At 69.6% G+C, this 25,309-nt stretch carries 22 protein-coding genes; 14 read left to right on the forward strand and 8 right to left on the reverse strand.

What is annotated here, in order from left to right:
• Positions 1 to 4 precede the first annotated feature (4 nt).
• From J2Y42_RS08280 to J2Y42_RS08290, 3 genes are read right to left on the reverse strand one after another with little or no spacing between them, the layout of a single operon-like run.
• On the reverse strand, positions 5 to 901 hold the full coding sequence (locus tag J2Y42_RS08280) for a carbohydrate ABC transporter permease (protein WP_018189879.1): 897 nt from the start codon (positions 899 to 901) through the stop codon (positions 5 to 7).
• Complete coding sequence (locus tag J2Y42_RS08285; RefSeq protein WP_309856790.1) at positions 898 to 1,935, reverse strand: sugar ABC transporter permease; 1,038 nt, start codon at positions 1,933 to 1,935, stop codon at positions 898 to 900. The genes J2Y42_RS08280 and J2Y42_RS08285 overlap by 4 nt, the downstream gene beginning before the upstream one ends.
• An 11-nt stretch (positions 1,936 to 1,946) precedes the next feature.
• Positions 1,947 to 3,233 carry an extracellular solute-binding protein gene (locus tag J2Y42_RS08290; RefSeq protein WP_309856792.1) on the reverse strand — a complete coding sequence of 429 codons (1,287 nt, stop codon included), beginning with the start codon at positions 3,231 to 3,233 and terminating at the stop codon, positions 1,947 to 1,949.
• A gap of 110 nt (positions 3,234 to 3,343) precedes the next feature.
• On the opposite strand from J2Y42_RS08290, the gene J2Y42_RS08295 reads away from it, so the two are divergent.
• Positions 3,344 to 4,342 (forward strand): LacI family DNA-binding transcriptional regulator, encoded by a 999-nt coding sequence (locus tag J2Y42_RS08295; RefSeq protein ID WP_309856795.1) that lies wholly within the window; start codon positions 3,344 to 3,346, stop codon positions 4,340 to 4,342.
• A gap of 192 nt (positions 4,343 to 4,534) precedes the next feature.
• Here J2Y42_RS08295 and J2Y42_RS08300 read toward each other — a convergent pair whose 3' ends face one another.
• Positions 4,535 to 5,506, reverse strand: a complete 972-nt coding sequence (locus J2Y42_RS08300; RefSeq protein WP_309856797.1) for an acetylxylan esterase — start codon at positions 5,504 to 5,506, stop codon at positions 4,535 to 4,537.
• Positions 5,507 to 5,626: 120 nt separating this feature from the next.
• Between J2Y42_RS08300 and J2Y42_RS08305 the strand changes: the two genes are divergently transcribed.
• The 13 genes from J2Y42_RS08305 to J2Y42_RS08365 all read left to right on the forward strand — a co-directional run bounded on the left by J2Y42_RS08305 (position 5,627) and on the right by J2Y42_RS08365 (position 22,426).
• On the forward strand, positions 5,627 to 6,631 hold the full coding sequence (locus tag J2Y42_RS08305; RefSeq protein ID WP_309856799.1) for a LacI family DNA-binding transcriptional regulator: 1,005 nt from the start codon (positions 5,627 to 5,629) through the stop codon (positions 6,629 to 6,631).
• Positions 6,632 to 6,720: 89 nt separating this feature from the next.
• Positions 6,721 to 7,908 (forward strand): Gfo/Idh/MocA family oxidoreductase, encoded by a 1,188-nt coding sequence (locus J2Y42_RS08310; RefSeq protein ID WP_309856801.1) that lies wholly within the window; start codon positions 6,721 to 6,723, stop codon positions 7,906 to 7,908.
• An 89-nt stretch (positions 7,909 to 7,997) separates the two neighbouring features.
• Positions 7,998 to 8,690, forward strand: coding sequence for a ThuA domain-containing protein (locus J2Y42_RS08315; protein WP_309856804.1), 693 nt, complete (start codon positions 7,998 to 8,000; stop codon positions 8,688 to 8,690).
• On the forward strand, positions 8,675 to 9,772 hold the full coding sequence (locus J2Y42_RS08320; RefSeq protein ID WP_309856806.1) for a Gfo/Idh/MocA family oxidoreductase: 1,098 nt from the start codon (positions 8,675 to 8,677) through the stop codon (positions 9,770 to 9,772). The genes J2Y42_RS08315 and J2Y42_RS08320 overlap by 16 nt, the downstream gene beginning before the upstream one ends.
• Before the next feature lie 52 nt (positions 9,773 to 9,824).
• Complete coding sequence (locus J2Y42_RS08325; RefSeq protein ID WP_309856808.1) at positions 9,825 to 11,027, forward strand: ROK family transcriptional regulator; 1,203 nt, start codon at positions 9,825 to 9,827, stop codon at positions 11,025 to 11,027.
• 214 nt (positions 11,028 to 11,241) lie between these two features.
• The gene (locus tag J2Y42_RS08330; protein ID WP_309856811.1) at positions 11,242 to 12,552 is read left to right on the forward strand and encodes an extracellular solute-binding protein; all 1,311 of its coding nucleotides are present in this window, start codon (positions 11,242 to 11,244) and stop codon (positions 12,550 to 12,552) included.
• 104 nt (positions 12,553 to 12,656) lie between these two features.
• The gene (locus J2Y42_RS08335; RefSeq protein WP_018189890.1) at positions 12,657 to 13,622 is read left to right on the forward strand and encodes a carbohydrate ABC transporter permease; all 966 of its coding nucleotides are present in this window, start codon (positions 12,657 to 12,659) and stop codon (positions 13,620 to 13,622) included.
• On the forward strand, positions 13,622 to 14,518 hold the full coding sequence (locus J2Y42_RS08340; RefSeq protein WP_309856814.1) for a carbohydrate ABC transporter permease: 897 nt from the start codon (positions 13,622 to 13,624) through the stop codon (positions 14,516 to 14,518). The genes J2Y42_RS08335 and J2Y42_RS08340 overlap by 1 nt, the downstream gene beginning before the upstream one ends.
• A 16-nt stretch (positions 14,519 to 14,534) precedes the next feature.
• Positions 14,535 to 16,781: an alpha-xylosidase gene (yicI, locus tag J2Y42_RS08345; protein ID WP_309856818.1), complete on the forward strand. Its 2,247-nt coding sequence runs from the start codon at positions 14,535 to 14,537 to the stop codon at positions 16,779 to 16,781.
• A gap of 94 nt (positions 16,782 to 16,875) precedes the next feature.
• Entirely contained in the window at positions 16,876 to 18,054 is a 1,179-nt protein-coding gene (locus J2Y42_RS08350; RefSeq protein WP_309856821.1) for an ROK family transcriptional regulator, read from the forward strand.
• 403 nt (positions 18,055 to 18,457) lie between these two features.
• Positions 18,458 to 19,687, forward strand: coding sequence for a multidrug effflux MFS transporter (locus J2Y42_RS08355; RefSeq protein ID WP_309856824.1), 1,230 nt, complete (start codon positions 18,458 to 18,460; stop codon positions 19,685 to 19,687).
• Positions 19,688 to 19,811: 124 nt separating this feature from the next.
• Positions 19,812 to 20,534 carry a phosphatase PAP2 family protein gene (locus J2Y42_RS08360; protein ID WP_309856827.1) on the forward strand — a complete coding sequence of 241 codons (723 nt, stop codon included), beginning with the start codon at positions 19,812 to 19,814 and terminating at the stop codon, positions 20,532 to 20,534.
• A 5-nt stretch (positions 20,535 to 20,539) separates the two neighbouring features.
• Entirely contained in the window at positions 20,540 to 22,426 is a 1,887-nt protein-coding gene (locus J2Y42_RS08365) for a helicase HerA-like domain-containing protein (protein ID WP_309856830.1), read from the forward strand.
• A gap of 26 nt (positions 22,427 to 22,452) precedes the next feature.
• Here J2Y42_RS08365 and J2Y42_RS08370 read toward each other — a convergent pair whose 3' ends face one another.
• From J2Y42_RS08370 to J2Y42_RS08385, 4 genes are all read right to left on the reverse strand, one after another.
• Positions 22,453 to 23,277 (reverse strand): aminoglycoside phosphotransferase family protein, encoded by an 825-nt coding sequence (locus J2Y42_RS08370; RefSeq protein WP_309856832.1) that lies wholly within the window; start codon positions 23,275 to 23,277, stop codon positions 22,453 to 22,455.
• Positions 23,274 to 24,101: a helix-turn-helix domain-containing protein gene (locus J2Y42_RS08375; protein WP_309856835.1), complete on the reverse strand. Its 828-nt coding sequence runs from the start codon at positions 24,099 to 24,101 to the stop codon at positions 23,274 to 23,276. Before J2Y42_RS08375 ends, J2Y42_RS08370 begins: the two co-directional genes overlap by 4 nt.
• A 64-nt stretch (positions 24,102 to 24,165) precedes the next feature.
• Complete coding sequence (locus J2Y42_RS08380; RefSeq protein WP_309856839.1) at positions 24,166 to 24,732, reverse strand: hypothetical protein; 567 nt, start codon at positions 24,730 to 24,732, stop codon at positions 24,166 to 24,168.
• Between the two features lie 90 nt (positions 24,733 to 24,822).
• Complete coding sequence (locus J2Y42_RS08385; RefSeq protein ID WP_309856841.1) at positions 24,823 to 25,272, reverse strand: DUF1801 domain-containing protein; 450 nt, start codon at positions 25,270 to 25,272, stop codon at positions 24,823 to 24,825.
• Positions 25,273 to 25,309 lie beyond the last annotated feature (37 nt).

Genomic DNA, 25,309 nt, shown 5'->3' on the forward strand with positions numbered 1-25,309 from the left:
GGCGTCAGCCCTTGACGGCGCCGGTCAGGCCGCCGACGATGCGGCGCTCGAACAGGCTGAAGAAGATCAGCGCCGGGATCATGGACAGGGACGTGAACGCGAGCACCTTAGCGGTGTCGACGGAGTACTGCGACGAGAACGCCTGCACCCCGAGCGGCAGCGTGAACGTCGCCTCGTTGTTCAGGAGGAAGAGCGGCAGCAGGTAGCTGTTCCAGCTGGCGATGAAGGCCAGGATGCCGACGGTGATGACGCCGGGGAGCGACAGCCGCAGCACCATCCGCCAGAAGAAACCCAGACGGCTGCAGCCGTCGATGAAGGCCGCCTCCTGGATCTCGTCGGGGATGGCCCGGAGGAACGGCACCAGGATGATGATCGTCGTCGGCAGGGCGAAGGCGATCTGCGGGAGGATCACGCCTCCGAGCGAATTCATCAGACCCAGGTTGCGGACCACGATGTACAGCGGGGTGATCGCCACGGTGATCGGGAACATCAGGCCGGCGGCGAACAGCGCGTAGAGGGCGCCGCGGCCGCGGAACTGGTAGCGGGCGAGCACGTAGCTGGCCATCAGTCCGAGGATGATCACGCCGACCGTCGTCACGACGGCGACGATGGTCGAGTTGAGCACCTCCTGCCAGAACACCCCGCCGGTGAGCACGCCGATGTAGTTCGCGGCGTTCCACGGGTTGGGGAATCCGGCCGGGTCGACCGTGATCTGGGAGTTCGTGCGGAACCCGCCGATCACGATGTACGCGATCGGCGCCAGCATCAGTGCGATGACGACGAGGGCGACGAAGTAGACGGTGGGGGAGCCCCAGGGGAGCCCCTTGGCCTTCTTGCGGTCGGGCGCATCCAGGACGCCCGGCGCGTCCGGCGCGTCGGGGATGACGGTGAAGGCGCTCATCGCTTCTTCCTTCCGGTGCGCCTGTCACCCGTGAGCGCGCCCTCGGTGTCGCGCCGCAGCACGAACCGCTGGTAGAACAGGGCGACGATCAGGGAGATCAGGAAGATGACGACGGCGACGGCGTTTCCGTAGCCGAAGTTGCCGGCGTTGCGGCCGTTGGCGACCATGTAGGTCGCCATGGTCGAGGTGCCGGCGGTCGAGGCGACGTACTGGCCCCAGATGATGTAGACGAGGTCGAACAGCTGGAGCGCTCCGATGATGGAGAGGAACGCCCAGATGCGCAGCGTCGGGCCGAGGAGCGGCAGGGAGATCCGTCGCTGGATCTGCCAGTACGACGCGCCGTCCAGGGCGGCGGCTTCGTACAGCTCCTCCGGGATGCCCTGGAGACCGGCGAGGAAGAGGATGACGGCGAAGCCGACGTACTTCCAGGTCAGGATGGCCAGCAGCGTCCAGATGGCCAGGCTCGGGTTCGACAGCCAGTCCTGGGTGAGGAACCCGAGCCCGAGGTTCTCCAGGAGCCCGTTGAGGGCGCCCTTCGTGGAGAGCATCAGGCTCCACCCGGTGCCGACGACGACCTCGGCGATCACGTACGGCACGAAGATCAGGACGCGGATCAGCGACTGCCCGCGCATCTTGCGGTTGAGCAGGAGCGCCAGCAGGATGGCCGCCGGCCCCTGGAGCACCAGGGAGCCGATCACGATGATCCCGTTGTGCAGCAGGGCCTGTTGGAACGCGGAGTCCTGGAGGATCGTGATGTAGTTCTGCAGGCCGATGAAGTCGGTGGCCGGGCCGTATCCCTGCCAGCGGAAGAAGCCGTAGTAGGCGGCGATCGCGACCGGGAAGATCACGAAGGCCAGGAAGATGATGGCTGCGGGACCGGCCAGCAGCGCGATCTCCAGGCGCATGGCCCAGCCGGTGCGCTTGCGGCGGCGCGGCTGCGACGGGGGCGACGCGACTGCGCCGCCCCCGCCGTGCTGCGCGAGACCCGCGTTCGGCACGAGGCCGGGGGACGTGTTCTCGCGGATGTGTGTCACGAGGAGAGTCCTCAGCCCTTCTTGGCGGCGTCGTTGGCCGCCTGGATGAGCTGCTTCGGGTCGCTCTTGCCGGCCAGCATGTCGACGACCGCCACGTTGAGGGCGTTGCCGACGTTCTGTCCGAGAACGGTGTCGAGCCACTGCGAGACGTACGGGGCTGCGTTGTAGGCGGCCAGCACATCCTTCAGGTACGGCTCGGTGACGACCTTCTGCGCCTCGGCGTTGACCGGCGGGGCGTTGAAGGCCTTGTAGTAGGCCTCCTGCTGCTCCGTCGACGCGACGAAGTTGAGGAAGTCGGCGCACTCCTTCGGAGCCTTCACCGAGCACGAGTAGCCGTCGACGCCGCCCATGATCGAGCCGGGCTCGCCCTTACCGCCCGGAACCTCCGGGAACGGGTAGAAGCCGAGGTCGGGGAGGGGCTTCTGGTCGGGGGTCAGGGACGCGATCACTCCCGGGTCCCACGCGCCCATGAGCTCCATGGCCGCCTTGTGGTTGGCGACGAGGCCCGCCGAGCTTCCGGCGCCCTGCTGTGCGGTCGTCGTGAGGAAGCCCTCGTTGAACGGCTTGGTCTTGGCGAAGTCGTTGAGGTCTTCAGCGGCCTTCAGCCAGCAGGGGTCGTTGAACGACTTCGAGTCGGCCGACTTCTCCATCGTCGACCCTGCGCACTCGCGCAGCGCGAACCAGTAGAACCAGTGCGCGGCCGGCCAGGCGTCCTTGGCGCCGAGGGCGATCGGGGAGACCCCGGTGCCCTTCAGTGCGGTGACGTCGGCGTTGAGGTCGTCGATGGTCTTGGGCGCGTCGGTGATGCCTGCCGCCTTGAACAGGTCCTGGCTGTAGAAGAGACCGCCCGGGAGCACGGCGATGGGCATGGCCCACACCTTGTCCTGGTAGGTCTCGGCCTTGAACGAGCCTTCGGAGATGTTCTTCTTGGTCTCGGACGACACCTTGTCGGTGATGTCCATCAGCTGACCCGCGTTGACCATCGCCGCCATCTTCCCGCCGCCTCGCTGCAGGAAGATGTCCGGTGCGTCGCCGCTGTTGAGCGCGGTCTGCAGTTTGCCGTCGAGGTCCTCGTTCTGGATCGACTGGACCTTGATGGTGACCTTCGGGTTCGCCTTCTCGAATGCTGCGACGGCGTTCTTCCAGAACTCCTGGCCGGGGCCGGTGGTGGAGTTCTGCCAGAGGGTCATGTTGACCTTGCCGTCGCCGGAGCTGTCGGAGCCGCCGCTGCACCCGGTGAGTGCGAGTGCGCCGGCCATCACGACGGCGGCCCCGGTGAGGAGCTTGGTGCCTTTCATGTGATTCCAACCTGTTCTCTTCGTTGAGGTGGGGACGACGGAAGTGTCGCAAGCGGTGGGGGCGGTGTCAAACGTTTTCGAAAACCTTTTCTACGCTATGCTCGGTCGCCATGGGACGACGTCCGACGATCAGCGATGTGGCTGCTGCTGCCGGTGTCTCGGTCGCCACCGTGTCGAAGGCCGTCAACGGCCGGTACGGTGTCGCCGTCGAAACGGTGGAGCGCGTGCTGCAGGTGGTGCAGGAGCTCGGCTACGAGTCGAGCCTCGTCGCGAGCAGCATGCGCTCCCGCCGCACCGGCGTCATCGGAGTGCTCGTCGCCGACTTCGAGCCGTTCTCCGCCGAGATCCTGAAGGGCGTCGGCGCGGCGCTCCACGACTCCCGCTACGACCTGCTCGCCTACAGCGGATCACGCCAGCCGTCGAGCGAGGGATGGGAGCGGCGCTCGCTGAGCCGGCTCAGCGGCACGCTCATCGACGGTGTGATCATGGTCACTCCGACGGTCGTGAACGCGAACGCCGACGTCCCGATGGTGGCCATCGACCCGCACGCCGGCCGCGCCGATCTGCCCACCGTCGAGTCGGACAGCTTCGGCGGCGCGCGCAACGCGACCGCCTTCCTGATCGGGCTGGGCCACCGCCGGATCGCCTTCGTCGCCGGTCGTCCGGACCTGCGCTCGTCGAGCCTGCGCGACGCGGGATACCGCCGCGCGCTGGGCGAGGCGGGCATCCCGTTCGATCCGTCGCTGGTGGCAGTCGGCCGCTACGAGCACGACACCGTGCGCGAAGTGGCGCTGCCGCTGCTGCGGCGGGCCGACCGCCCCACGGCGGTGTTCGCGGCGAACGACATCTCGGCGATCGCGGTCATCGAGGTCGCCGCCGAGCTCGGCCTCGACGTGCCGCGCGACCTCTCGGTGGTCGGCTTCGACGACATCCCCGAAGCGTCGCAGTTCAGCCCGCCCTTGACGACCGTTCGGCAGCCGATGCAGGGCCTGGGCGCGACGGCCGCCGACCTCCTGATCCGGCTGATGAGCGGGGAGACGCCGGAGCGCATCCACGTCCGCCTCCCCACCCGCCTGGTCCGCCGCGCGACTACCGCTCCGCCCGCCTGAACTCCGCCCAGGCGGACACCGCATTCGTGCCGAATGTGCGTTTTCCGGCCCCGAAACCGCACATTCGGCACGAATCAGCGCGTTCCCACGAGCTGGTCTGGCCGAGATTTGGCGCAAATCGCGGTTTACGCGGCGTGATAACCGCGATTTGGCGCAAATCTTGGGATGGGAGAGGGCAGGGGGCACCGCGCGTCAGCGGAGGCGCGGGGCCAGCCAGGCGGCCTGCGTGCGCCAGTGGGCGCCGCCGCCGCCCTCGTGGTCGTTGAACGGGTACACCTCGATCGCGCGGTCGGACGCCGCGAGGTGGTTGTACGCGGCGAAGGTGGTCGACGGCGGCACCACCGTGTCCATCAACGCGACCGAGAACAGCGAGGGCGCATGGATGCGGCGAGCGAAGTTGACCCCGTCGAAGTACGACAGCGTGCGGAACACGTCCGCGACCTCGTCGCGATGCACCGACAGGTAGGTGGCGAGTTCCAGGAAGGGTCCACCGGCCGCAACCTCCGCGCCGCGCCGGAACGCGCACAGGAAGGCGACGTCCGGCATCACCGCACGGACACCGCCCGCGAGCGCACCCGCCGCGAGGGCGATGCCGCCGCCCTGGCTGCCGCCCGTCACAGCGATGCGGTCGGGGTCGACGAACGGCAGCGACCGCGTCGCGTCGACGGCGCGCACGGCGTCCGTGAACACGCGGCGGTAGTAGTACGTCTCCGGCGAGTGGATGCCCCGGGTCATCACGCCCGGAGTGGCCGGACCCGAGCCGTGCGGGTCGGGCGTGTCTCCGCCGCTGCCCCATCCGCTGCCCTGGCCGCGGGTGTCGACGAACACGTGCACGTACCCGGCCAGCGCCCACGCCACGTTCTCGCCCGGCAGCCCACGGCCGCCGCCATACCCCTGGTACTGCACGACCGCGGGGAGCGGCCCGTCGTCGTGCAGCGGGCGCGACACCCAGGCGCGCACCGGCTCCCCTCCGAACCCGGGGAAGACAAGGTCGTCGATGCGCAGCTGGGTCACCGGCGAGTCGGCCGGGGTCAGCTCCGGCACGCCGCCGGCGGCCCGCGCCTCGGCGATCGTGCGCTCCCAGAAGGCGTCGAAGTCGGCGGGCTCCTGGACCTCCGGGCGGAAGGCGAGCAGTTCGGAGTGGGTCAGGTCGGTGAGCGGCATCGGTCTCGCTTTCTGAACGGTTTTCGCACGCACGGCAGCAGGCTGGGCGTCATTGTGACACAGCCCGGGCCCGAGCGTCGCAGCGGCCGGACGAGTCGCCGCGTGTGCGACAGTGGCTGCATGCCCGCTCCGACACGCCCCACCCTGGAGGCCATCGCACGCGAGGCGTCCGTGTCGCTGTCGACCGTGTCGAAGGTGCTCAACGGCCGCCCCGGTGTGTCCGCCGACACCCGCCGACGCGTCGAGGAGCTGCTGCACGACTCCGGGTACGCCCGCCGCGGTGTGGATGCGGAACGCGGCGAGACCGTCGAGCTCGTCATCGAGAACCTGGGCAGCGAGTGGTCCGTCGAGGTCATCCGCGGCGTCGAGCGCGTCACCCGCGAGAACGGCTTGGCGATGACGCTGTCGACCATCGGCGACTACCACGCCGTCGGAGACGAGCTGATCACCGGGGTGCTCCGCCGCAAGCCGATCGCGATCGTGCTGCAGTTCTCCAATCTGACGGCCGACCACCGGCGCCAGCTGCGCACCCGCAACATCCCGTTCGTCGTCGTGGATCCGGCGGGCGATCCTCCGGCCGACGTTCCCGCGATCGGAGCCACGAACTGGGCGGGAGGCGTCGCGGCGACCCGCCACCTCCTCGCGCTCGGCCACCGGCGCATCGCCGCCATCGCCGGGCCGGCCGACCTGATGTGCTCGCGCGCTCGAATCGCCGGGTACCAGTCCGCGATGCAGGAGGCGGGTCTCCCGGTGCCGTCGGAGATCGGCGGCGGAGGGTTCTCGCGCGCGGAGGGCGAGCGGGAAGGGCGCAGGCTGCTCGCGTCGCCGGACCGCCCGACCGCGATCGTCTGCGGCAACGACATGCAGGCGCTCGGCGTGTACGACGCCGCCTTCGCGCTCGGCCTCGATGTGCCCCGGGATGTGTCGGTGGTCGGCTTCGACGACGCGCCGTCCGCGGCGTGGGCACGACCGCCGCTGACGACCATCCGGCAGCCGCTGCAGGAGATGGCGGAGGAGGCGACGCGCCTCGCGCTCCGGCTCCGGGCCGGCGCGGTGGAGAACACCCGGCTGGAGCTCGCGACCGCCCTGATCGAGCGCGGGTCGACGGCAGCGCCCGCCGCCTGACGAAAGTTTTCCAACCCCGCGGAGAAACTTGCCCCGCTCGTCGAGCGCGAACTACCGTCGCACGGGTACCGCCAGACGAAGGGCCGACGATGACCGACGACAAGCCGCAGCTCCGGGTCGCCATGATCGGGTACGGGTTCATGGGCGCAGCGCACTCGCAGGGCTGGCGCACCGCACCCCGATTCTTCGACCTCCCCGCCGAGCCGGTGATGTCTGTGATCGTCGGACGCGACGCGGCGCGGGTCGAGGATGCGCGCCGCCGGTTCGGCTGGCAGCGCGCCGAGACCGACTGGCGCGCTGTGATCGACGACCCCGAGATCGACGTCGTCGACATCTGCACACCCGGCGACAGCCACGCGGAGATCGCGATCGCCGCACTCGATGCCGGCAAGCACGTGCTCTGCGAGAAGCCGCTCGCCAACACCGTCGCGGAGGCGGAGGCGATGACCGCCGCCGCCGAGCGCGCCGCCGCCCGCGGCATCCGCTCGATGGTCGGCTTCAGCTACCGCCGGGTGCCGGCCATCGGCTTCGCCCGCTCGCTGATCCAGGAGGGGCGCCTCGGCGCCATCCGCCAGGTGCGCGCGCTCTACCTGCAGGACTGGCTGCGCGACGAGGACGGCCCCATGACGTGGCGGCTCGACAAGGCGCTCGCCGGCTCCGGTTCGCTCGGCGACATCGGAGCGCACGCGGTCGACCTCATCGAGCACCTGACCGGCTCGCACCTCGGCGCCGTCTCCGGCACGCTCGCCACGTTCGTCGAGGAGCGCCCGCTGCTCGCCGAGGGCGTCGGACTCTCGGGCACCGCCTCCACCGAGCGCGGGACGGTCACGGTCGATGATGCCGCCTGGTTCACCGCCCGGCTCGAGGGTGGGGAGGCCGACGGCGCCATCGGGGCCTTCGAGGCGACCCGGTACGCGACCGGCCGCAAGAACGCACTCCGCATCGAGCTCAGCGGCTCGCGCGGCGCCATCGCGTTCGACCTCGAGGAGATGAACGAGCTGCAGTTCTACGACGCCACGGCCTCGGCCGGGGAGCAGGGCTTCACGCGGATCATCGTCACGGAGCCCGAGCATCCCTACATGGCCAACTGGTGGCCGACCGGTCACGCCATCGGCTACGAGCACGCATTCAGCCACGAGGTCGTCGACCTGGTGACCGCCATCGCGTCCGGCACCGACCCCGAGCCGTCGTTCGCCGACGGCCTCCACATCCAGCGCGTCCTCGACGCTGTCGAGCGCAGCGCCGCCGACGGCAGCGCCTGGACCCCGATCCCCTGAACCACGCCCGCAGCTCCTGAGTTTTTCGGCCGAATGGCGTGCGAAAAGCAGAGAAACTCAGGAGCCGGCGGCGACCACCGGAAGGAAGCATGAGCAAGCAGGCACTGATCGTCCGCGGAGGATGGGATGGGCACATGCCCGTCGAGACCACGGAGCTGTTCCTCCCCTTCCTGCGCGAGAACGGCTTCGACACCCGGGTCGAGGAGGGCACGGCCGTCTACGCGGACGACGCCTTCATGGACACCGTCGACCTCGTCGTGCAGGTCAACACCATGAACACGATCGAGGAGCCTGAGTTCCGCGGCCTCCAGCGGGCCGTGCTCAATGGGACGGGGATGGCCGGCTGGCACGGCGGGATCGCCGACTCGTACCGCAACAACGCCGACTACCTGCACATGATCGGCGGACAGTTCGCCCATCACGCGGGCAAGGATCCGGCCGAGCGCGTCGGCGACCAGTCGGACAACTACATCCCGTACACCGTGCACATCACCGACTACGGACGGACGCATCCCATCACCCAGGGGATCGACGACTTCGACCTGGTCACCGAGCAGTACTGGGTGCTCAGCGACGAGTACAACGACGTCCTCGCGACGACCACCCAGAGCGTCCGCCCGTGGGATGCGTGGAATCGCCCGGTCACCGCTCCGGCCATCTGGACCCGGCAGTGGGGCAAGGGCCGCATCTTCGTCTCCGCGCCGGGCCACCGCCTGGAGATCGTCGAGAGCCAGCCCGTCCGCACCATCATCGAGAGGGGGATGCTGTGGGCGTCCCGTTGAACGTCGGCGTCATCGGCGTCGGCAACATCAGCAGGCAATACTTCGAGCACTTCCCGCAGCTGCCGAACCTGCGTCTGACCGCCGTCGCCGACCTGGATGTGGAACGCGCCTCCGCGGTCGCCGCCGAGCAGGGCGTGCTCGGGCTCTCGGTCGACGAGCTGCTCGCACATCCCGACGTGGACGCGGTGCTCAACCTGACCATCCCGCAGGCGCACGCCGAGGTCGCCCTCCGCGCGCTCGCCGCGGGCAAGCACGTCTACGGCGAGAAGCCGCTGGCCCTCTCGACCGCGGAGGCGGCGCCGGTCCTCGAGCGCGCGGCAGCGCAGGGCCTGCGGGTCGGCAGCGCTCCGGACACCGTGCTGGGTACCGGCATCCAGACCGCCCTCGCGCTGCTCGACGACGGGCGGATCGGCGACCCGGTCGCCGCCGCCGTCGCCTGGAGCGCACCGGGTCACGAGCTCTGGCATCCCGCTCCGGCGTTCTACTACCAGCCGGGCGGCGGCCCGCTGTTCGACATGGGTCCGTACTACCTGACCAGCCTGGTCAGCTTCTTCGGTCCGGTCGTGCGGGTGTCCGGCGCCACCGGCCGGTCGACGCGCGAGCGCGCGGTCGCGACCGGCCCGCTCGCCGGCTCGACCATCCCGGTGGAGGTGGACACGCACGTCACCGCCCTCCTCGAGCACACGTCCGGCGTGATCTCGACCGTGACCGTCTCGTTCGAGGTGTGGGCGACGCGCACGCCGAAGTTCGAGGTCTACGGGACAGCGGGGACGATCGCCGTGCCCGACCCCAACATGTTCTCCGACCCGGTGGAGGTGGCAACGGCCGACGACCGCGAGTTCCAAGAGGTGCCGGTCGCCGCAGGCTACGCGGATGCCGGTCGCGGCTACGGCCTCGCCGACATGGCGCGAGCGATCGAGACGGACCGCCCGCACCGCGCCTCCGGCGAGCTCGCCTTCCACGTGCTCGAGATCATGGAGTCGGTGATCCGGGCCGGCGCGACCCACACGGTCGTGGAGCTCTCGTCGACCGTCGAGCGTCCGGCCCCTGTGCCGTTGGGCGCGCGTCCGGAGAGCTGGTGAGCGACCGAACCCGGTGACGGAGCGGGTGCACGCCGCGCGTTATGGTCATTCCATGTCCGCATCCGAGCTGAGCACCGTGCGCCCGTCGTCGGGCGGTGCCACGGACGCCCTGCGCCGCAGCAACCTGGCGACCGTGCTCGGCTTCGTGCACCGCGACGGAGCTCTGTCGCGCAGCGACCTGACCCGACTGACCGGGCTGAACCGCTCGACTGTCGGCGACCTGGTGGCGGAACTCGCGGCCCTCGACCTCGTCGAGGTCGACGAGACGCCGGGAGGCGGTCGCGCGGGTCGTCCGAGTCCGGTCGTGCGCGTCTCGGGCAGCGTCGCCGCCGTCGCGGTGAACCCCGAAGTGGATGCGGTGATCGTCGGCCTCGTCGGTCTCGGCGGCCGTGTGCTCAAGCGGGTCCGCATCGAGACCGCGTCGGCCCGGTCGGCTGCGGAGACCGTCACCCTGGCCTCTGCCGGCATCGCCGGGATGCTGGCGGGGGAGTCGGGCATCCGCATCGCCGGGATCGGCGTCGCGGTGCCCGGCCAGGTGCGGCTGTCGGATGGCATGGTCCGGGAGGCGACGCACTTCGGCTGGGTGGACGAACCGCTGGCCGGGATGCTCTCCGCCGCGACCGGGTACCGGGTCTGGGCGGCCAACGCCGCCGTCCTGGGGCTGCGGGCCGAGAGCGCGTTCGGCGCCGGGCGCGGCGTCGACGACCTCGTGTACATGATCGGCGGAGCGTCAGGGATCGGCGGCGGCGCGATCGGCGGCGGCCGTCTGCTGACGGGTGCCGCCGGGTACGCGGGGGAGTTCGGGCACACGTTCGTCCGGTCGGACGGCCGGCACTGCTCCTGCGGATCGCGCGGATGCCTGGAGGCCGAGGTCACCCAGGCGGAGCTGCTGGCGTCGGTGGGCCTCGCGTCGGCGGAGGCCGCATCCCTCGCCGACCGGCTGGTCGCCACGGAGGATCCGGCGGCGCTCGCCGTGATCGAGCACGACTACGCACTGCTGTCGATCGCGGCGCGCAATGCCGTCAACGTGTTCAACCCCTCGCTGCTCGTGCTCGGCGGTTTCCTCGCGGCGCTCTATCGTGGCGCCCGCGCCCACGGCGCACCCGACCTCCTCGACGATGTCGTGCACTCGGCGAGAGAGGGCGTCACCGTGGTCGAGGCGGAGCTCGGAACCGACCAGCTGCTCATCGGCGCGGCCGAGCTGGTGCTCGCCGACCTGATCGCGGATCCCGCCCGAGGGCTCGCCGCCGCCTGAGCCCGCGGGCGCCGCCGGGCGAGAATGCGCCTGACGCGGCTCGTATGTTGTTGCCGAAAACTAACTGTTCTACCCCGCAAAAATGCGGTTCTACATCCAAATCCGAACTTGCTTTCGCTCTTCGCGTCGCTTATGTTGTGTTCACCAACAAAATGCATCGGAGTGGCTGCGAGGCCTGCAGACGCGCGTCCACTCCACTACAAGGAGGTAACAGATGCGCAAGAGGCACCTCGCAATCGGCGCCGTTCTGGCCGCCGGTGCCCTGCTGCTCGCCGGATGCTCCGGCACGTCCGGTTCGTCGTCCGACAGCACCGATGGGAAGGGCAAGACCCTCACCCTCTGGCACTTCGAGAGCGAAGACTCGGCGATGGGCAAGGCCTGGAACGAGGCCATCAAGGAGTTCGAGTCGGAGACCGGCGCCAAGGTCAAGTTCGAGGCGAAGGCCTTCGAGCAGATCCGCTCCACCGCGTCCCAGGTCCTGAACTCGGACCAGGCCCCCGACATCCTCGAGTACAACAAGGGCAACGCCACCGCCGGCCTCCTCGCCAGCCAGGGCCTGCTCAGCAACCTCGACGACGCCGTCAAGAAGTACGGCTGGGACAAGAAGCTCGCGCCGAGCCTGCAGACCACGTCGCGCTACGACGACAAGGGCATCATGGGTTCCGGCTCGTGGTACGGCATCCCGAACTACGGCGAGTACGTCGAGGTCTACTACAACAAGGACATGTTCGCGAAGTACGGCATCGAGGTGCCGAAGACGCAGGACGAGTTCGTCGCCGCGCTGCAGAAGTTCAAGGACAACGGGGTGACCCCGCTCGCCGAGTCGGCGGCCGAGTACCCGCTCGGCCAGCTCTGGTACCAGCTCGCGCTGACCAAGGCCGACCGCTCCTTCGTCGACGACTACCAGCTCTACAAGGGCAAGCTGAACTGGCAGGGCAGCGAGCTCCTCTCCGCCACCAAGACGGTCGACGACTGGGTGCAGAAGGGCTACATCTCCAAGGACGCCTCGGGCCTGAAGGCCGAGGACGCCGGCACTGCGTTCATCTCGGGCAAGTACCCGATCTTCTTCTCGGGCAGTTGGTGGTACGGCCGCTTCCAGACGGAGATCAAGGACTACCAGTGGGGCACGTTCCTGTTCCCGGGTGCGAAGCTCTCGCCCGGCTCGGCCGGCAACATGTGGGTCGTCCCCGAGAAGGCCAAGAACAAGGGCCTCGCCGAGAAGTTCATCGACATCACCATGCAGCCCAAGATCCAGGCGATCCTCGGCAACAACGGCGGCATCCCGGTGGCGGCGAAGCTGAGCGACATCACCGACGAGAAGTCGAAGGAGCTCATCGCGAACTTCAACACTCTCACCGGTGAGGACGGCATCGCGTACTACCCCGACTGGCCCACGCCGACCTTCTACGACCAGCTGAACGCCGGTCTGCAGGAGCTCATCAACGGCACGAAGGACCCGTCCGCGGTCAACAAGGAGCTCGGCTCCGAGTACCAGGACGGCGTCGACCAGATCGTCAACCAGTAAAACTCCCAAGCCATCCGCTCCTGAGTTTTTCCGCCCCCAACCGGCGTGTTGAGGCGAAAAACTCCGGAGCGGATGGCCACGAGGGAACGCAAAGGAGAGAACGCATGGTCGACGTGAGCGTGCGCGCGCCGGAAGGGCGCAAGCGGAAGGCGCAGAGCGAAGCGCTGGTGCCCGGCCGAGGGCACGGCCGATTCTGGCTGTACCTGCTGCCGGGATTCGTCCTGCTGACGGTGATCGTCCTCGTCCCGCTGGTGTGGAACGTCTACCTCAGCTTCACGAGCTACCGCGGCATCCGCCCGCCGAAGTTCATCGGGCTGAACAACTGGGTCCGGCTGATGGGCGACGACAAGTTCTGGACCTCGTTCGGCAACTCGATCGCGATGATCATCGCGATGGTCGTCATCCCGACCCTTGTCGGCCTCATCCTCGCCGCCATGCTGTTCGACCTGGTCGGCAAGAAGTTCGGCGGCAAGCTCGCCAGCTTCCTGCGGGCCACCTACTACCTCCCGCAGATCCTGCCCGTCGTGATCGCTGCGATCGTGATCGGCTGGATCCTGCGGCCCGACAACGGCGCACTCAACACCATGCTGCAGGCCGTCGGTCTGGGTCAGTTCGCCCACAACTGGCTGGGCAGCCCGGACACCGCCCTCGCATCCATCATGGCCGTGATGGTCTGGGTGCAGATCGGCTACCCGGTCGTCATCTTCATGGCGGCGCTCCAGCGGGTCGACCCCGAGCTGTACGAGGCGGCCGAGCTCGATGGAGCCAACTGGTTCCAGCGGTTCCGCTCGATCACCGTGTCCATCATCCGGCCGGAGATCTTCGTCGTCACCCTCACCTGCACCATCGCGGCCCTCAAGGTCTTCGGCCCGGTCTACACACTGACCCGCGGTGGGCCCGGCACGGCGACCATGGTGCCCAGCTACTACTCCTACAGCGAGTTCTTCCAGAGCCAGCAGGTGGGATACGGCGCCACCATCGCGACCGCGCTGACGGTGGTCATCATCGCCGTCTCCGTCCTCTTCATGATCGCCCAGAACCGCGCGGAGCGCAGGGAGAACCAGATCTGATGTCGACCACCATCGAGCGCCCCCGCACGGATGCGGCGACGGCGCGGCCCCGCCGGCTGAAGCGGCAGAAGCCGCGCAAGACCGTGACCGACTGGGTCATCCTCGTCGTCGCGATCCTCATCGGGATCGGCATCGCCTTCCCGTTCCTGCTGATCCTCATCAACTCGTTCAAGAGCCCGGCCGACTACAACTCGGGCGGTCCGCTGCAGCTGCCGACGTCGTTCTACACGGACGGCATCGTAAACTTCTGGAACCGCGTCAACTTCCCCGAGAAGCTGTGGAACTCCATCTTCATCTCCGGGATGGTCGCCCTGCTGTCGGTCGTGCTGTCGGTCCTCAACGCCTACGCGCTCGGCATCGGCCGGGTGAAGGCGCGCACCTGGATCATCGTGCTGTTCCTGCTGGCCAACATGCTGCCGCAGGAGGCCCTGCTCTACCCCCTGTACTTCATGTTCAAGCAGGTCGGCCTGTACGACAATCCGTGGGCGGTCATCATCATCTTCACGGTGATCCAGAGCGCGTTCGGCACCTACCTGCTGTCGAGCGTGTACGGCACCTTCCCGAAGGAGGTGCTGGAGGCCGCGTCGCTCGACGGCGCAGGGCGCTGGCGCATCCTGTGGCGCGTCGTCGTCCCGATCTCGCGCCCGACCCTGAGCGTCCTGCTCATCTTCTTCTTCATCTGGACGTGGAACGAGTTCCTGATCCCGCTGACCTTCCTGGTGTCGAACGACAACCAGACGGTCCCTGTCGCGATCAGCGCCCTGCAGGGCGACCGGCTGATGGATGTGACGACCACGTCCGCCTCCGCACTGCTCGGCCTCATCCCCACCCTCGTCTTCTTCCTCATCTTCCAGCGCACCCTGACCCGCGGCATCACCGCCGGCGCGGTCAAGTAACCGGAGCAGTCACCGCATGAAGTTCACCGATGGTTTCTGGATGCTGCGCGACGGCGTCACGCCCGTCTACGCCCAGGAGGCGTACGACGTGGTCGCCGGCGACGGCAGCATCACGATCACCGCGCCCGCCAAGGTCATCGAGCGCCGGGGCGACACCCTCAACCGCCCGACGCTGACCGTCACGCTCACCTCGCCGCTGCCCGGCGTGGTCGGCGTCCGCGTCGACCACTGGCAGGGCACACGGCCGGAGCGGGGCTTCGATCTCAACGTCGAGGAGGGGCACGCGCACGTGTCCGTCGACGACGAAGCGGGCGTGCTCACCACCGGCGGTCTGACGGCGATGGTGAAGCGCGGTGCGCCGTGGTCGCTGACCTTCTCGGCGGGCGACCGCGTGCTCACCTCGAGCGGGCACAAGTCGCTCGGCTACATGACCGTGGCCGGCGAGGGGACGTTCGTCCACGAGCAGCTGGCGCTCGGCGTCGGCGAGTTGGTCTACGGCCTGGGGGAGCGCTTCGGACCGCTGGTGAAGAACGGCCAGGTGGTCGACATCTGGAACGCCGACGGCGGCACCTCCAGCGAGCAGGCGTACAAGAACATCCCGTTCTATCTCACCAACCGCGGCTACGGCGTGCTCGTCAACCACCCGGGCCACGTCTCGTACGAGATCGGGTCGGAGTCGGTGGAGCGCGTCCAGTTCTCGGTGCCGGGCGAGAGCCTCGAGTACTACCTCGTGTACGGCCCGACTCCGAAGGATATCCTGGAGCGGTATACCGCGCTGACGGGTCGGCCGGCGTCGGTTCCTGCGTGGTCGTACGGCCTCTGGCTGTCCACCAGCTTCACGACCGACTACGACGAGGCGACCGTCACCTCCTTCATCGACGGCATGGCCGAGCGCGACCTGCCCCTGTCGGTGTTCCACTTCGACTGCTTCTGGATGCGCGAGTTCAACTGGTGCGACTTCGAGTGGGATCCGCGCACGTTCCCGGACCCCGAGGGGATGCTCGCGCGCCTGCACGACAAAGACCTCCGGGTCTGCGTATGGCTCAATCCCTACATCGGGCAGCGCTCCCCGCTGTTCGCGGAGGCCGCCGAGGCGGGCTTCCTGGTGAAGCGCCCGAACGGCGACGTCTGGCAGTGGGACCTCTGGCAGGCCGGCATGGGCCTGGTGGACTTCACCAACCCGGACGCGACCCGCTGGTACCAGGACAAGCTGCGAGGGTTGGTCGCCCAGGGCGTCGACTGCTTCAAGACCGACTTCGGGGAGCGCATCCCTCTTGAGGTCGACTACTTCGACGGCTCATCGCCCGAGCGCATGCACAACCTCTACACGCAGCTCTACAACGAGGCCGTGTTCGAGGTGCTGCAGGAGGCGAAGGGTGTCGGCGAGGCGGTGCTGTTCGCGCGGTCGGCGACGGCCGGCGGGCAGCAGTTGCCGGTCCACTGGGGCGGGGACAACACCTCCAGCTACGAGTCCATGGCCGAGACCCTGCGCGGCGGCCTCTCGCTGGCGCTGAGCGGCTTCGGCTTCTGGAGCCACGACATCGGCGGCTTCGAGGGCACCCCCGACCCGGGCGTGTTCAAGCGCTGGACCGCGTTCGGACTGCTGTCGAGCCACTCCCGTCTGCACGGCAGCGACTCGTACCGGGTGCCGTGGGCGTTCGACGAGGAGGCCGTCGAGGTCACCCGCCTGTTCACGAAGTTGAAGCTGCGGCTGATGCCGTACCTGTTCGCCGCGGGCCAGGAGGCGCACGCCGCCGGGACGCCGGTCATGCGGCCGATGCAGCTGGAGTTCCCGGGCGACCCGGCCGTCGACTACCTCGACCGCCAGTACATGCTCGGAGCCGACCTCCTGGTCGCGCCCGTGTTCGCGCCGTCCGAGGTCGAGTTCTACCTGCCCGACGGCACCTGGACCGAGTACTTCTCGGGCCGCACGGTGGAGGGCGGACGCTGGCTGCGCGAGACCCACGGCTTCGACAGCATCCCGCTGTTCGTGCGTGAAGGGGCCGTCCTGCCGCTCGGCGCCCGCGACGACCGCCCGGACTACGACTACCGCACCGACCTCACGCTCGCCGTGTACCCCGGGCCGGACGGAGAGCGCACGATGGCCGTCACGACGCCCGATGGCGAGGTCGCCGAGTACACGGTGACCCGCCGCGGTGAGGCGCTGACCGCGACCGGACCGAGTGGGCATCCTTTCACGCTGCGGGATGCGGTCACCGGCCGCACCGCGGCCTCGGAGTCGGGGACGGCGACCCTCGGCTGAGCCGGCGCATCCGGCCCGGCGGACCGGTGACGTGGGCGCGCGCCTGGCGCCCGCGTCACCGGAGCCCGGCCCCGACGGTACAGTTACGCGGAGAATGAACGGCAAGGCGACGGGGACGAACCTCGACACGGTGCGGCGGCACAATCTCGCGACCGTGCTCGGGCTCGTCCACCGCGAGGGCCCGCTGGCCCGCTCGGCGCTCACGCAGGCGACCGGGCTGAATCGGTCGACCGTCGGTGCCCTTGTCGCCGAGCTGGCAGAGCTGGGCCTCGTGCAGGAGCGCGAGCCCGAACTCAGCAACCGGGTCGGGCGGCCGTCTCCCGTCGTCGCGCCCGACGGCCGCGTCGTCGCGCTGGCCATCAACCCCGAGATCGACGCGGTGACCGTGGGCGTGGTCGGTCTGGACGCGACTGTGCACCGGCGCGTGCGGTACCCAACCGGGCACATCCCCTCGGCCGCGGAGGCGGTGGCCATCGCCGCAGCGGTCGTCGACGGACTTCGTGCCGACCTCGCGAAGGCCTCGCGCGTCGTCGGGATCGGCGTGGCCGTACCCGGGCTCGTGCGGGAGGAGGACGGTGTGGTGCGGCTCGCTCCCCACCTCGAATGGACCGAAGAGCCGTTCGCCGCCGAACTCGCCACCGCGACCGGGTACCCCGTGCTCGCCGCCAACGACGCGAGCCTCGGCGCCGACGCCGAGCGGCTCTTCGGCGCAGGACGCGGCGCGAGCGACCTGGTGTACCTCAACGGCGGCGCGTCGGGCATCGGCGCCGGAGTGATCGTCAGCGGCGCGCCCCTCACCGGGATCAGCGGCTACGCGGGCGAGCTCGGGCATACGCTCGTCAACTCCGCGGGCGTGCGCTGCCACTGCGGCGCCATCGGCTGCCTCGAGACCGAGGTGAGCCAGGGTGCGCTGCTGCGCGTGCTCGGGATGGATGCGGCCGACCCCGAGGAGCTCGACCGTGCGCTTGCGGCGGCGATCGCGGCGGGCGATCCGGCCGTGACGGCGGAGGTCGATCGCCAGGTCGGCTTCCTCGCGACGGCGCTGCGCAACGCCACCAACGTCTTCGACCCGCAGCTGATCGTGCTGGGCGGGTTCCTCGGTGCGCTCCACGCGCTCGACCCCGAGCGGCTGCCGCGCCTCGTGGGAGAGCAGGCGCTCGCCGCCAGCGCCGAGCGGCTCTCCATCGTGCGAGCGGGGCTCGGCGCGGACATCCTCATGATCGGCGCGGCCGAGCTCGCGTTCCGTCCGCTGCTGGCCGCCCCCGCATCCTGACCGCATCTCGTCCGCCTCCCTCCGCTACGCCTCCCTCCGCTACGCCTCCCTCCGCCCCTTCCCGCCCTTCCTCCGCAAGATTTGGCGCAAATCTACGTTTTGGCGCCTCCATAACCGAGATTTGGCGCAAATCTGCGCTTCCAACCCCCGGGCAAGGCGGACATTCGTGCCGAATGTGCGCTTTGGCGGCGCCATAACGCACATTCGGCACGAATCTGCGCGAACGGAAAGTCAATGCGCACGTTCACATTAGAGGCCTGCACGGTATAGGATTCCTTGTAGTCGATCAATCGAATCGATTCGAACCACCACTCCCGACAGCACCGCTTCCGCGCGGTGCTGTTCTCATTGCGTCCGACGGCGGGCGCGGCCTCATCCACCTCGACCTGCCAAGGACCCTTTCGTGACCACCGTCGTGCATCCCGGAGACTCGCTCTCCGGCCGCCAGCGCCTCGCCTACATCCTGATCCTCGGCGCGCTCACCGCACTGGGCCCGTTCACGATCGACACCTACCTGCCCGCGCTGCCGACGCTGCAGAACGACTTCAATGTCTCCACCGCGGCCATTCAGCTGACCCTCACGGCCACGACGATCGGCTTCGGCGTCGGCCAGCTGCTGGTGGGCCCGTGGTCGGACAAGATCGGCCGGCGCACGCCGCTCATGGTCGCAACCGGTGTGCACATCATCGCGTGTCTGGCCGCGGCGATCGCCCCGAACGTCGAACTGCTCGGCGTCGCGCGTGCCCTGCAGGGCATCGGCGCAGCGGCGGGCGGCGTCGTCGCGATGGCCATGGTCCGCGACCTCTTCGGCGGACGTCCGCTGGTCCGGATGCTGAGCCGCCTCGCACTCGTCAACGGCCTCGCGCCGGTGCTGGCGCCCGTGCTCGGCTCCTGGCTCCTGCTCGTCATGCCGTGGCGCGGGATCTTCGTCGTGCTCGCCTGCTACGGCCTGTTCGTGATCATCTGCGTCGCCCTCTGGATCGTGGAGACACTGCCCAAGGCGCGGCGCCAGGACGCCGGGCATTCGACGGTGGGCCAGCGGTACAAGGCCGTGCTGAGCGACCGCGTGTTCGTCGGCATCGCGATCGTCGGAGCCGCCAACTTCACCGGCCTGTTCTCCTACCTCTCGTCGAGCTCGTTCATCTTCCAGGAGATCTACCAGTTCAACGCGCAGGAGTACGGTCTGCTGTTCGCGATCAACTCCATCGGCATCATCATCGGCGTCCAGTCGTCCGCGCGCCTCACCAAGTACGTGGGACCGCAGTGGATCCTGGCGTGCTCCACCGTGGTCATGTTCGTGGCGTCCGTGACCATCGTGGTGCTCGACCAGTCGCACGTCGGACTGTGGGGCACCGTCATCCCCCTGTGGTTCTTCATCGCCGCCTGCGGTTTCGGCTTCCCGTGCGTCCAGGTGCTCGCGCTCAACGGCCACGGCCACGAGGCCGGGACGGCCGCGAGCCTGCTCGGTGCGGCCAACTTCGGCATCGCCGGGATCGTGTCGCCGGTCGTCGGCATCCTCGGCGTCGGCAGCGCGGCACCGATGGGCGCCGTGATGGCCGTCTGCGCGCTGGTCTCGATCGCCTCGCTCTGGATCGTCGTCCGTCCGCGCAGCGTCCCTCAACTGGCCCACTAACCTCTACCCCCCACCGCCCCCACCGTCGAGTACGCAAAAACTGCACGCGCGCGCGGCGATAGGTGTGCAGTTTTCGTGTATTCGACGGTGGGGCGGACATGCCGGCGCGGGTACGTTTGGGCGCATGACAGAACCGCATCCCGTTCCGCCGCCCGAGGACGCCGAAGGACACGACGTCGTCAAAGCGGCCCGGGTGACGCGGAGGTGGCCCGTCGTCGCCGGGTCGGTCGCGGTGGTCGTCGTGGTCGGACTCGGACTGATCATCGCGCTCCGCCCCCGGGAGCCGTTCGCGATCGACGCCGAGTGGATGGGCGAGATCGTCGAGCACCGCTCCCCGCTCTGGCTCGGACCGGCGCTGTTCTTCAACTACGTCGGCGGCAGCATCCTCGGATCGGTGGTCATCCCCGTCCTGATCTTCCTGCTGCTGCTCGCGTTCCGAAGGCCGTGGGGCGCCGCGTTCTTCGCCATCGCGAGCGTGCTGTCGGTCGTCTGCGTCCAGCTGATCAAGCACACCGTGGGGAGGGCACGGCCGACGGAGATCCTCGTGAACGCCGACACCGGTTCATTCCCATCCGGGCATACGGCGAATGCGGCGACGATGGTGGTCGTGCTCGGCATCCTGTTCCCGAGGGTGTGGGTGTGGATCCTCGGGGTGGTGTGGGCGGTCCTCATGGCGGTCAGTCGTACCTATCTCGGCGCGCACTGGATCAGCGACACGATCGGCGGTCTGCTGCTCGGCGCCGGGGTCGCCGTGATCGTCTGGACGCCGCTCGCGCACCGCCTCGCGAGAGAGGCCGCGGAGCCGCATCCCTTCTGGCTCGCACACCGCCACGCGCCAGTAGAGTGAGCCGCATGAGCGACGCGGACGCGCTGGCGAAGGCGCAGGCGGAAGCACTGGCGGCGGCCGAGGAGGCCGAGCGGCTGCAGGCGGAGGCGGCCGAGGCCGTGCGGAGGGCGCAGGAGGCGTCGGCCGCGGCGGAGGCCCAGGCCGCATCGCTGCGGGAGGCGGCGGCCGCGTCGACCGCACCGGCAGCGCCGACCTCGAGACCCGGATCCGCGGCACCCACGACCGCCCGGCCGCCGACCTCCGGCCCCCTGGATGCCGCAGCCGTCGAGACGATCCGTGCCGGATACGCGTTCGAGGGCGACGCGCTGGAGTTCGGCGCCCTCGTCAACGGCGACCCGCTGCCGGATGTGCCGATCCGCATCCCGATCGCCATGACCAACCGTCACGGCCTCGTCGCCGGAGCGACCGGCACCGGCAAGACCAAGACGCTCCAGGTGCTCGCCGAGCAGCTCTCGGCGGCGGGCGTCCCCGTGTTCGCGGCCGACATCAAGGGCGATCTCTCTGGCATCGCGGCACCGGGCGAGGCGAACGACAAGCTGCTCGAACGCACCCGCGGCATCGGCCAGGACTGGGCACCGCACGCGGCGACGACCGAGTTCTTCTCACTCGGCGGCGTCGGCCGCGGGGTGCCGATCCGGGCGACGGTCGCCGGGTTCGGACCGCTGCTGCTCTCGAAGGTGCTCGGCCTCAATGCGACGCAGGAGTCGAGCCTCGGGCTGGTCTTCCACTACGCCGAGCAGGCGGGGCTGCCGCTCCTCGACCTCGCCGACCTGCGCGCCGTGCTGACCTATCTGGCGAGCGACGACGGCAAGGAGGAGTTGACGGGGCTGGGCGGGCTCTCCGGCGCGACCGTGGGCGTCATCCTGCGCGAGCTGATCGCCTTCGCCGACCAGGGCGCCGACGCCTTCTTCGGCGAGCCGGAGATCGACACGGCTGAGTTCCTCCGCACGGCACCTGACGGCACGGGCGTCGTGAGCCTGCTGGAGGTGCCCGGCGTGCAGGACAAACCGGCCGTCTTCTCCACGTTCCTCATGTGGCTGCTCGCCGACCTGTTCAACGACCTCCCCGAGGTCGGCGATCTCGACAAGCCGAAGCTGGTGTTCTTCTTCGACGAGGCGCACCTGCTGTTCCGCGACGCCTCGAAGGACTTCCTCGCGGCGATCACCCAGACGGTCCGCCTCATCCGCTCGAAGGGCGTCGGCATCTTCTTCGTCACCCAGACGCCGAAGGATGTCCCGTCCGATGTGCTCGCGCAGCTGGGCTCGCGGGTCCAGCATCAGCTGCGCGCGTTCACGCCGGACGACGCGAAGGCGCTGAAGGCCACGGTGTCGACGTATCCGACCTCCGGCTACGACCTCGCCCAGGTGCTGCAATCGCTCGGCACCGGTGAGGCCGTCATCACGGTCATGAACGAGAAGGGCGCACCGACGCCGGTCGCCTGGACGCGCCTCCGTGCACCGCAGGGCTCCATGTCTCCGGCTTCCGAGCAGCAGGTGGATGCGACGATCGCCGGCTCCCCGCTGCAGGCGAAGTACGGCACCCCGCTCGACCGCGACTCCGCCCGCGAGATGCTCGGCCGGAAGTTGGACGCCGCCGCGGCGGCCGCCGCTAAGGCGGACGCCGAGGAGGCCGCGGCCAAGGCGGCCGCCGAGGCGCAGAAGGCGGCCGAAGCGCAGGCCAAGGCCGACGCCAAGGCCAGGGAGGCCGCCGAGCGCGCCGCGCAGAAGGAGTACGACCGCATCCTGCGCCAGACCTCGCCGCGCAGGACGACGCGGCGCACCTCGTCCGGCTCGTCAAAGACCGTTTTGGAGCAGGTGCTCGGCTCGAAGGCGACCCGCGACATCCTGGGCAGCGTGGTCGAGGGCATCTTCGGCACCCGCCGCCGTCGCTGAGCTGCGGCCGGATCGCTGCGCCCGGGTCAGAGCCCGAGGAGCGTCCGTGCTCGCTGCGCCACACCGGCTGCCGAGGCGTGCGCGGCGCCGTCCTGCTCCGCCCAGACCGTGGACAACGCGCCCCAGGCCAGCGCCCAGCGCAGCACCCTGTCCTCGCTCTGGCCGGTCTCCGCGGCGATCACCGCGACCGCGCGCTCCAGGCGACCCGGCGCGAGCGCCGTCGCGGGGTCGGGGTTGCAGAGGATGTTGGCCACGTCGAAACCGGGGTCGCCGTGCAGGGGCTTCGGATCGATCGCGAGCCACCCGCGCGGCCCGAAGTCGAGCACGTTGCCGTGGTGCAGGTCGCCGTGCAGCACGACGTCCCCGTCGGGATGCCGCAACAGCTCCTCGGCGACCCGCGCGGCGACGTCGAACAGCCCGCCGCCGGCCGCATCCCCTCGCCGCAGGAGGTCGCGGAACCAGCGGTGGAGGTCGAAGAGTCCGTCCGGCCGCTGCCCGGATCCCGCTGCGTGCAGTCGACGGCCGGCCCGGCAGAGGATGCGCGTCGCCTCGTCGTCGCCCGCGGCACCCGAGCGCGCGAGCTGTGCGAGGCCGCGGGTGCCCGTCGCGCGCTCGAGCAGTACCGCATCCCCATCGATGTCGATGACGGCCGCGGCACCGTCGCCGCGCCACCAGGCGATCACCGCTCCGCCCGCGCGTTCCTCACCGACGGTCGCGACCTTGAGGAACAGCGGCTCCCCGGTACGGCGGACCGCCTGCAGAACACTCGACGGCGTCGCGAACGCCGCCCCGTCCGGGTCGAGTCGCCAACGTTCGCGCCACGGCGACAGCACGGCGTCGAGGTCGGTCACTCCTGCCCCTCGGCTGCCGCGTAGGCGCCGGGTGTCGCGCCGATGACCGACGTGAAATCCCGGCTGAAGTGTGCCTGGTCGGCATAGCCCAGCTCGGCGGCGAGATCCGCGAGGGAGGGAGGGGCGCTCGAGCGCAGCGCGGCCGCCGCCTCCTGCAACCGGTAGCGCTGGATGAGCCATTTCGGCCCGAAGCCGATGTGGCCCGCGACCAGGCGCTGCAGGTGCCGGACGCCGAGCCCGAAGCGGTCGGCGAGCTGTTCGACGCGCAGCAGGGTACGGTCGCCCTCGACCGCTGCGACGATGCGGTCCACAAGGCGGGCGCCCTCGTCGGGCTCCGGGATGCCGTACAGCCACGCCTCGAAGGCCGCGATCGCGCCCGCGTCGTCGTCGCCGGCCATGCGCTCGCGGACGGCGGCGACCATCCCCGCTGCGCCCTGCCCGATCGGCAGCCGGCCGAGCGGGGCGACGGGCGGCAGACCGCGCAGGGATGCGCCGGTCCATCCGCGCGAGACGCCGGGATGAAGGAGCACGCCAAGTGCCCATCCCGAGCCCTCCAAGGTGCGGGAGCTCATCCCGCGGTGCGCCCGGTACAGCGCGGCGGACCGCTCCTCGACGACGAGGTTCGCCGTCGGGTACTCGAGCACGTCCTGTCGGATGCTCGTCCCGTCCGGAAGCTGCCAGCGGGGGAGCCAGTAGTGCCGCACGAACGCGGCTGCGCGTCCCTGGGCGGCATGCCGCGCGATGGATACGGGCGCGGCCGGGGCGACACGGCTCGGTGTGAGCAGGCCCTTGCTGCGCGGTTCGACCTCGGTGCGCGGCGTCACCCTGTCATCCTGGCACGCCGGCTCGGCGTATGACGTGGGCTCCGGCGGGCAGCGCTCGGGCGGCTCAGCGACCGACGGGGATGCGTTCGAACCAGTACAGGAGGCGTGGCCACGCCCGACGCAGCTGTCCGTGCGTCATGGGCTCCTCCGGTCGGGTGACCGGCACATCCAGCTCTTCCGCGATGCGCTCCATGTCATCCGCCGACCAGAACTGGCCACGCATGCGGATGAGCAGCCGACCTTCGGGTGACGCCACGAAGAGCTGGGGGAGGACGTCGAGGGTGCTGCGCTCGTAGACCTGAACCAGGATCACCGCCCCCGCCTCGCCATGGCCGACGTGCACCGTCCGCCCGAAGAATCCGCGCTCGCGCACGCCGTCCGGCCCGTAGCTGATCGTCGTGTTGAGGAACGAGGCCACTCCGACGACCGTCGCCGCGATCACGACGAGGTGCGCAATGAGGACGAACACCCAGGCGCCGGAAGGGATGGTCAGCCAGTAGAGGACCGCGAAAACCGGTGTGGTGAGTGCCAGCACCGCGACGATGCCACGTGTGAACAGGTGCCGGTGCGGGCGGAGGACGGTCTCACGGGTTACTGCCACATCCGTCCCCACCTCGGCTGGTTCACTCACCAGACGAGCCTCGCCCAATCCGCACACGTCCGGTAGCGGCATTTTGGGGGACACCCATTCGTGGGGCGGGCGGCACCGCCGCCGGCGGGATCAGCCGGCTGCCCTGCCCACCAGTTCGCGGATGCGCTGCTCCTCCTCCGGTCCGAGGTCGAGGATGGCGAACGCCGTCGCCCACATGGGCCCGTCGTCCAGCTTCGCCGGGTCGTTGAAGCCGAGCGTGGAGTAGCGCGTCTTGAACTTCGACGCCGGCTGGAAGAAGCAGAACGTCTTGCCGCCGATGGCGTAGGCCGGCTGCCCGTACCAGAGCTTCGGCCAGACGTCCGGCACCGTCTCGGTGACGATCGCGTGGATGCGCTCCGCAAGTGATCGGTCGTGCTCGGGGAGCTCGGCGATCTTGGCGAGCAGGTCGCGGGTGTCGTCCTCGCGTGTCGTCTTGCCCTTGCGCGCGGTCTTCACCTCTTTCGACCGCTCCTTCATGGCGGCGCGCTCCTCGTCGGTGAAGGCGGGAGCCGTGGATGAGTTCTCGGTTGTCTTCGTCATAGTCCGACCGTAGAGCGGAGAGGGCGCGCCGCGCTTC

Origin of the sequence: Leifsonia sp. 1010, from assembly GCF_031455295.1 — a bacterium.
GTDB lineage: Bacteria > Actinomycetota > Actinomycetes > Actinomycetales > Microbacteriaceae > Leifsonia.

Coding starts and splice junctions, on each gene's coding strand:
- J2Y42_RS08350 (WP_309856821.1), top strand. CDS start 16,876: ATGAACGGCAAGGCGACGGGGACGAACCTCGACACGGTGCGGCGGCAC.
- J2Y42_RS08360 (WP_309856827.1), top strand. CDS start 19,812: ATGACAGAACCGCATCCCGTTCCGCCGCCCGAGGACGCCGAAGGACAC.
- J2Y42_RS08290 (WP_309856792.1), bottom strand. CDS start 3,233: ATGAAAGGCACCAAGCTCCTCACCGGGGCCGCCGTCGTGATGGCCGGC.
- J2Y42_RS08305 (WP_309856799.1), top strand. CDS start 5,627: ATGCCCGCTCCGACACGCCCCACCCTGGAGGCCATCGCACGCGAGGCG.
- J2Y42_RS08315 (WP_309856804.1), top strand. CDS start 7,998: ATGAGCAAGCAGGCACTGATCGTCCGCGGAGGATGGGATGGGCACATG.
- J2Y42_RS08330 (WP_309856811.1), top strand. CDS start 11,242: ATGCGCAAGAGGCACCTCGCAATCGGCGCCGTTCTGGCCGCCGGTGCC.
- J2Y42_RS08295 (WP_309856795.1), top strand. CDS start 3,344: ATGGGACGACGTCCGACGATCAGCGATGTGGCTGCTGCTGCCGGTGTC.
- J2Y42_RS08310 (WP_309856801.1), top strand. CDS start 6,721: ATGACCGACGACAAGCCGCAGCTCCGGGTCGCCATGATCGGGTACGGG.
- yicI (WP_309856818.1), top strand. CDS start 14,535: ATGAAGTTCACCGATGGTTTCTGGATGCTGCGCGACGGCGTCACGCCC.
- J2Y42_RS08280 (WP_018189879.1), bottom strand. CDS start 901: ATGAGCGCCTTCACCGTCATCCCCGACGCGCCGGACGCGCCGGGCGTC.
- J2Y42_RS08385 (WP_309856841.1), bottom strand. CDS start 25,272: ATGACGAAGACAACCGAGAACTCATCCACGGCTCCCGCCTTCACCGAC.
- J2Y42_RS08365 (WP_309856830.1), top strand. CDS start 20,540: ATGAGCGACGCGGACGCGCTGGCGAAGGCGCAGGCGGAAGCACTGGCG.
- J2Y42_RS08325 (WP_309856808.1), top strand. CDS start 9,825: ATGTCCGCATCCGAGCTGAGCACCGTGCGCCCGTCGTCGGGCGGTGCC.
- J2Y42_RS08335 (WP_018189890.1), top strand. CDS start 12,657: ATGGTCGACGTGAGCGTGCGCGCGCCGGAAGGGCGCAAGCGGAAGGCG.
- J2Y42_RS08300 (WP_309856797.1), bottom strand. CDS start 5,506: ATGCCGCTCACCGACCTGACCCACTCCGAACTGCTCGCCTTCCGCCCG.
- J2Y42_RS08340 (WP_309856814.1), top strand. CDS start 13,622: ATGTCGACCACCATCGAGCGCCCCCGCACGGATGCGGCGACGGCGCGG.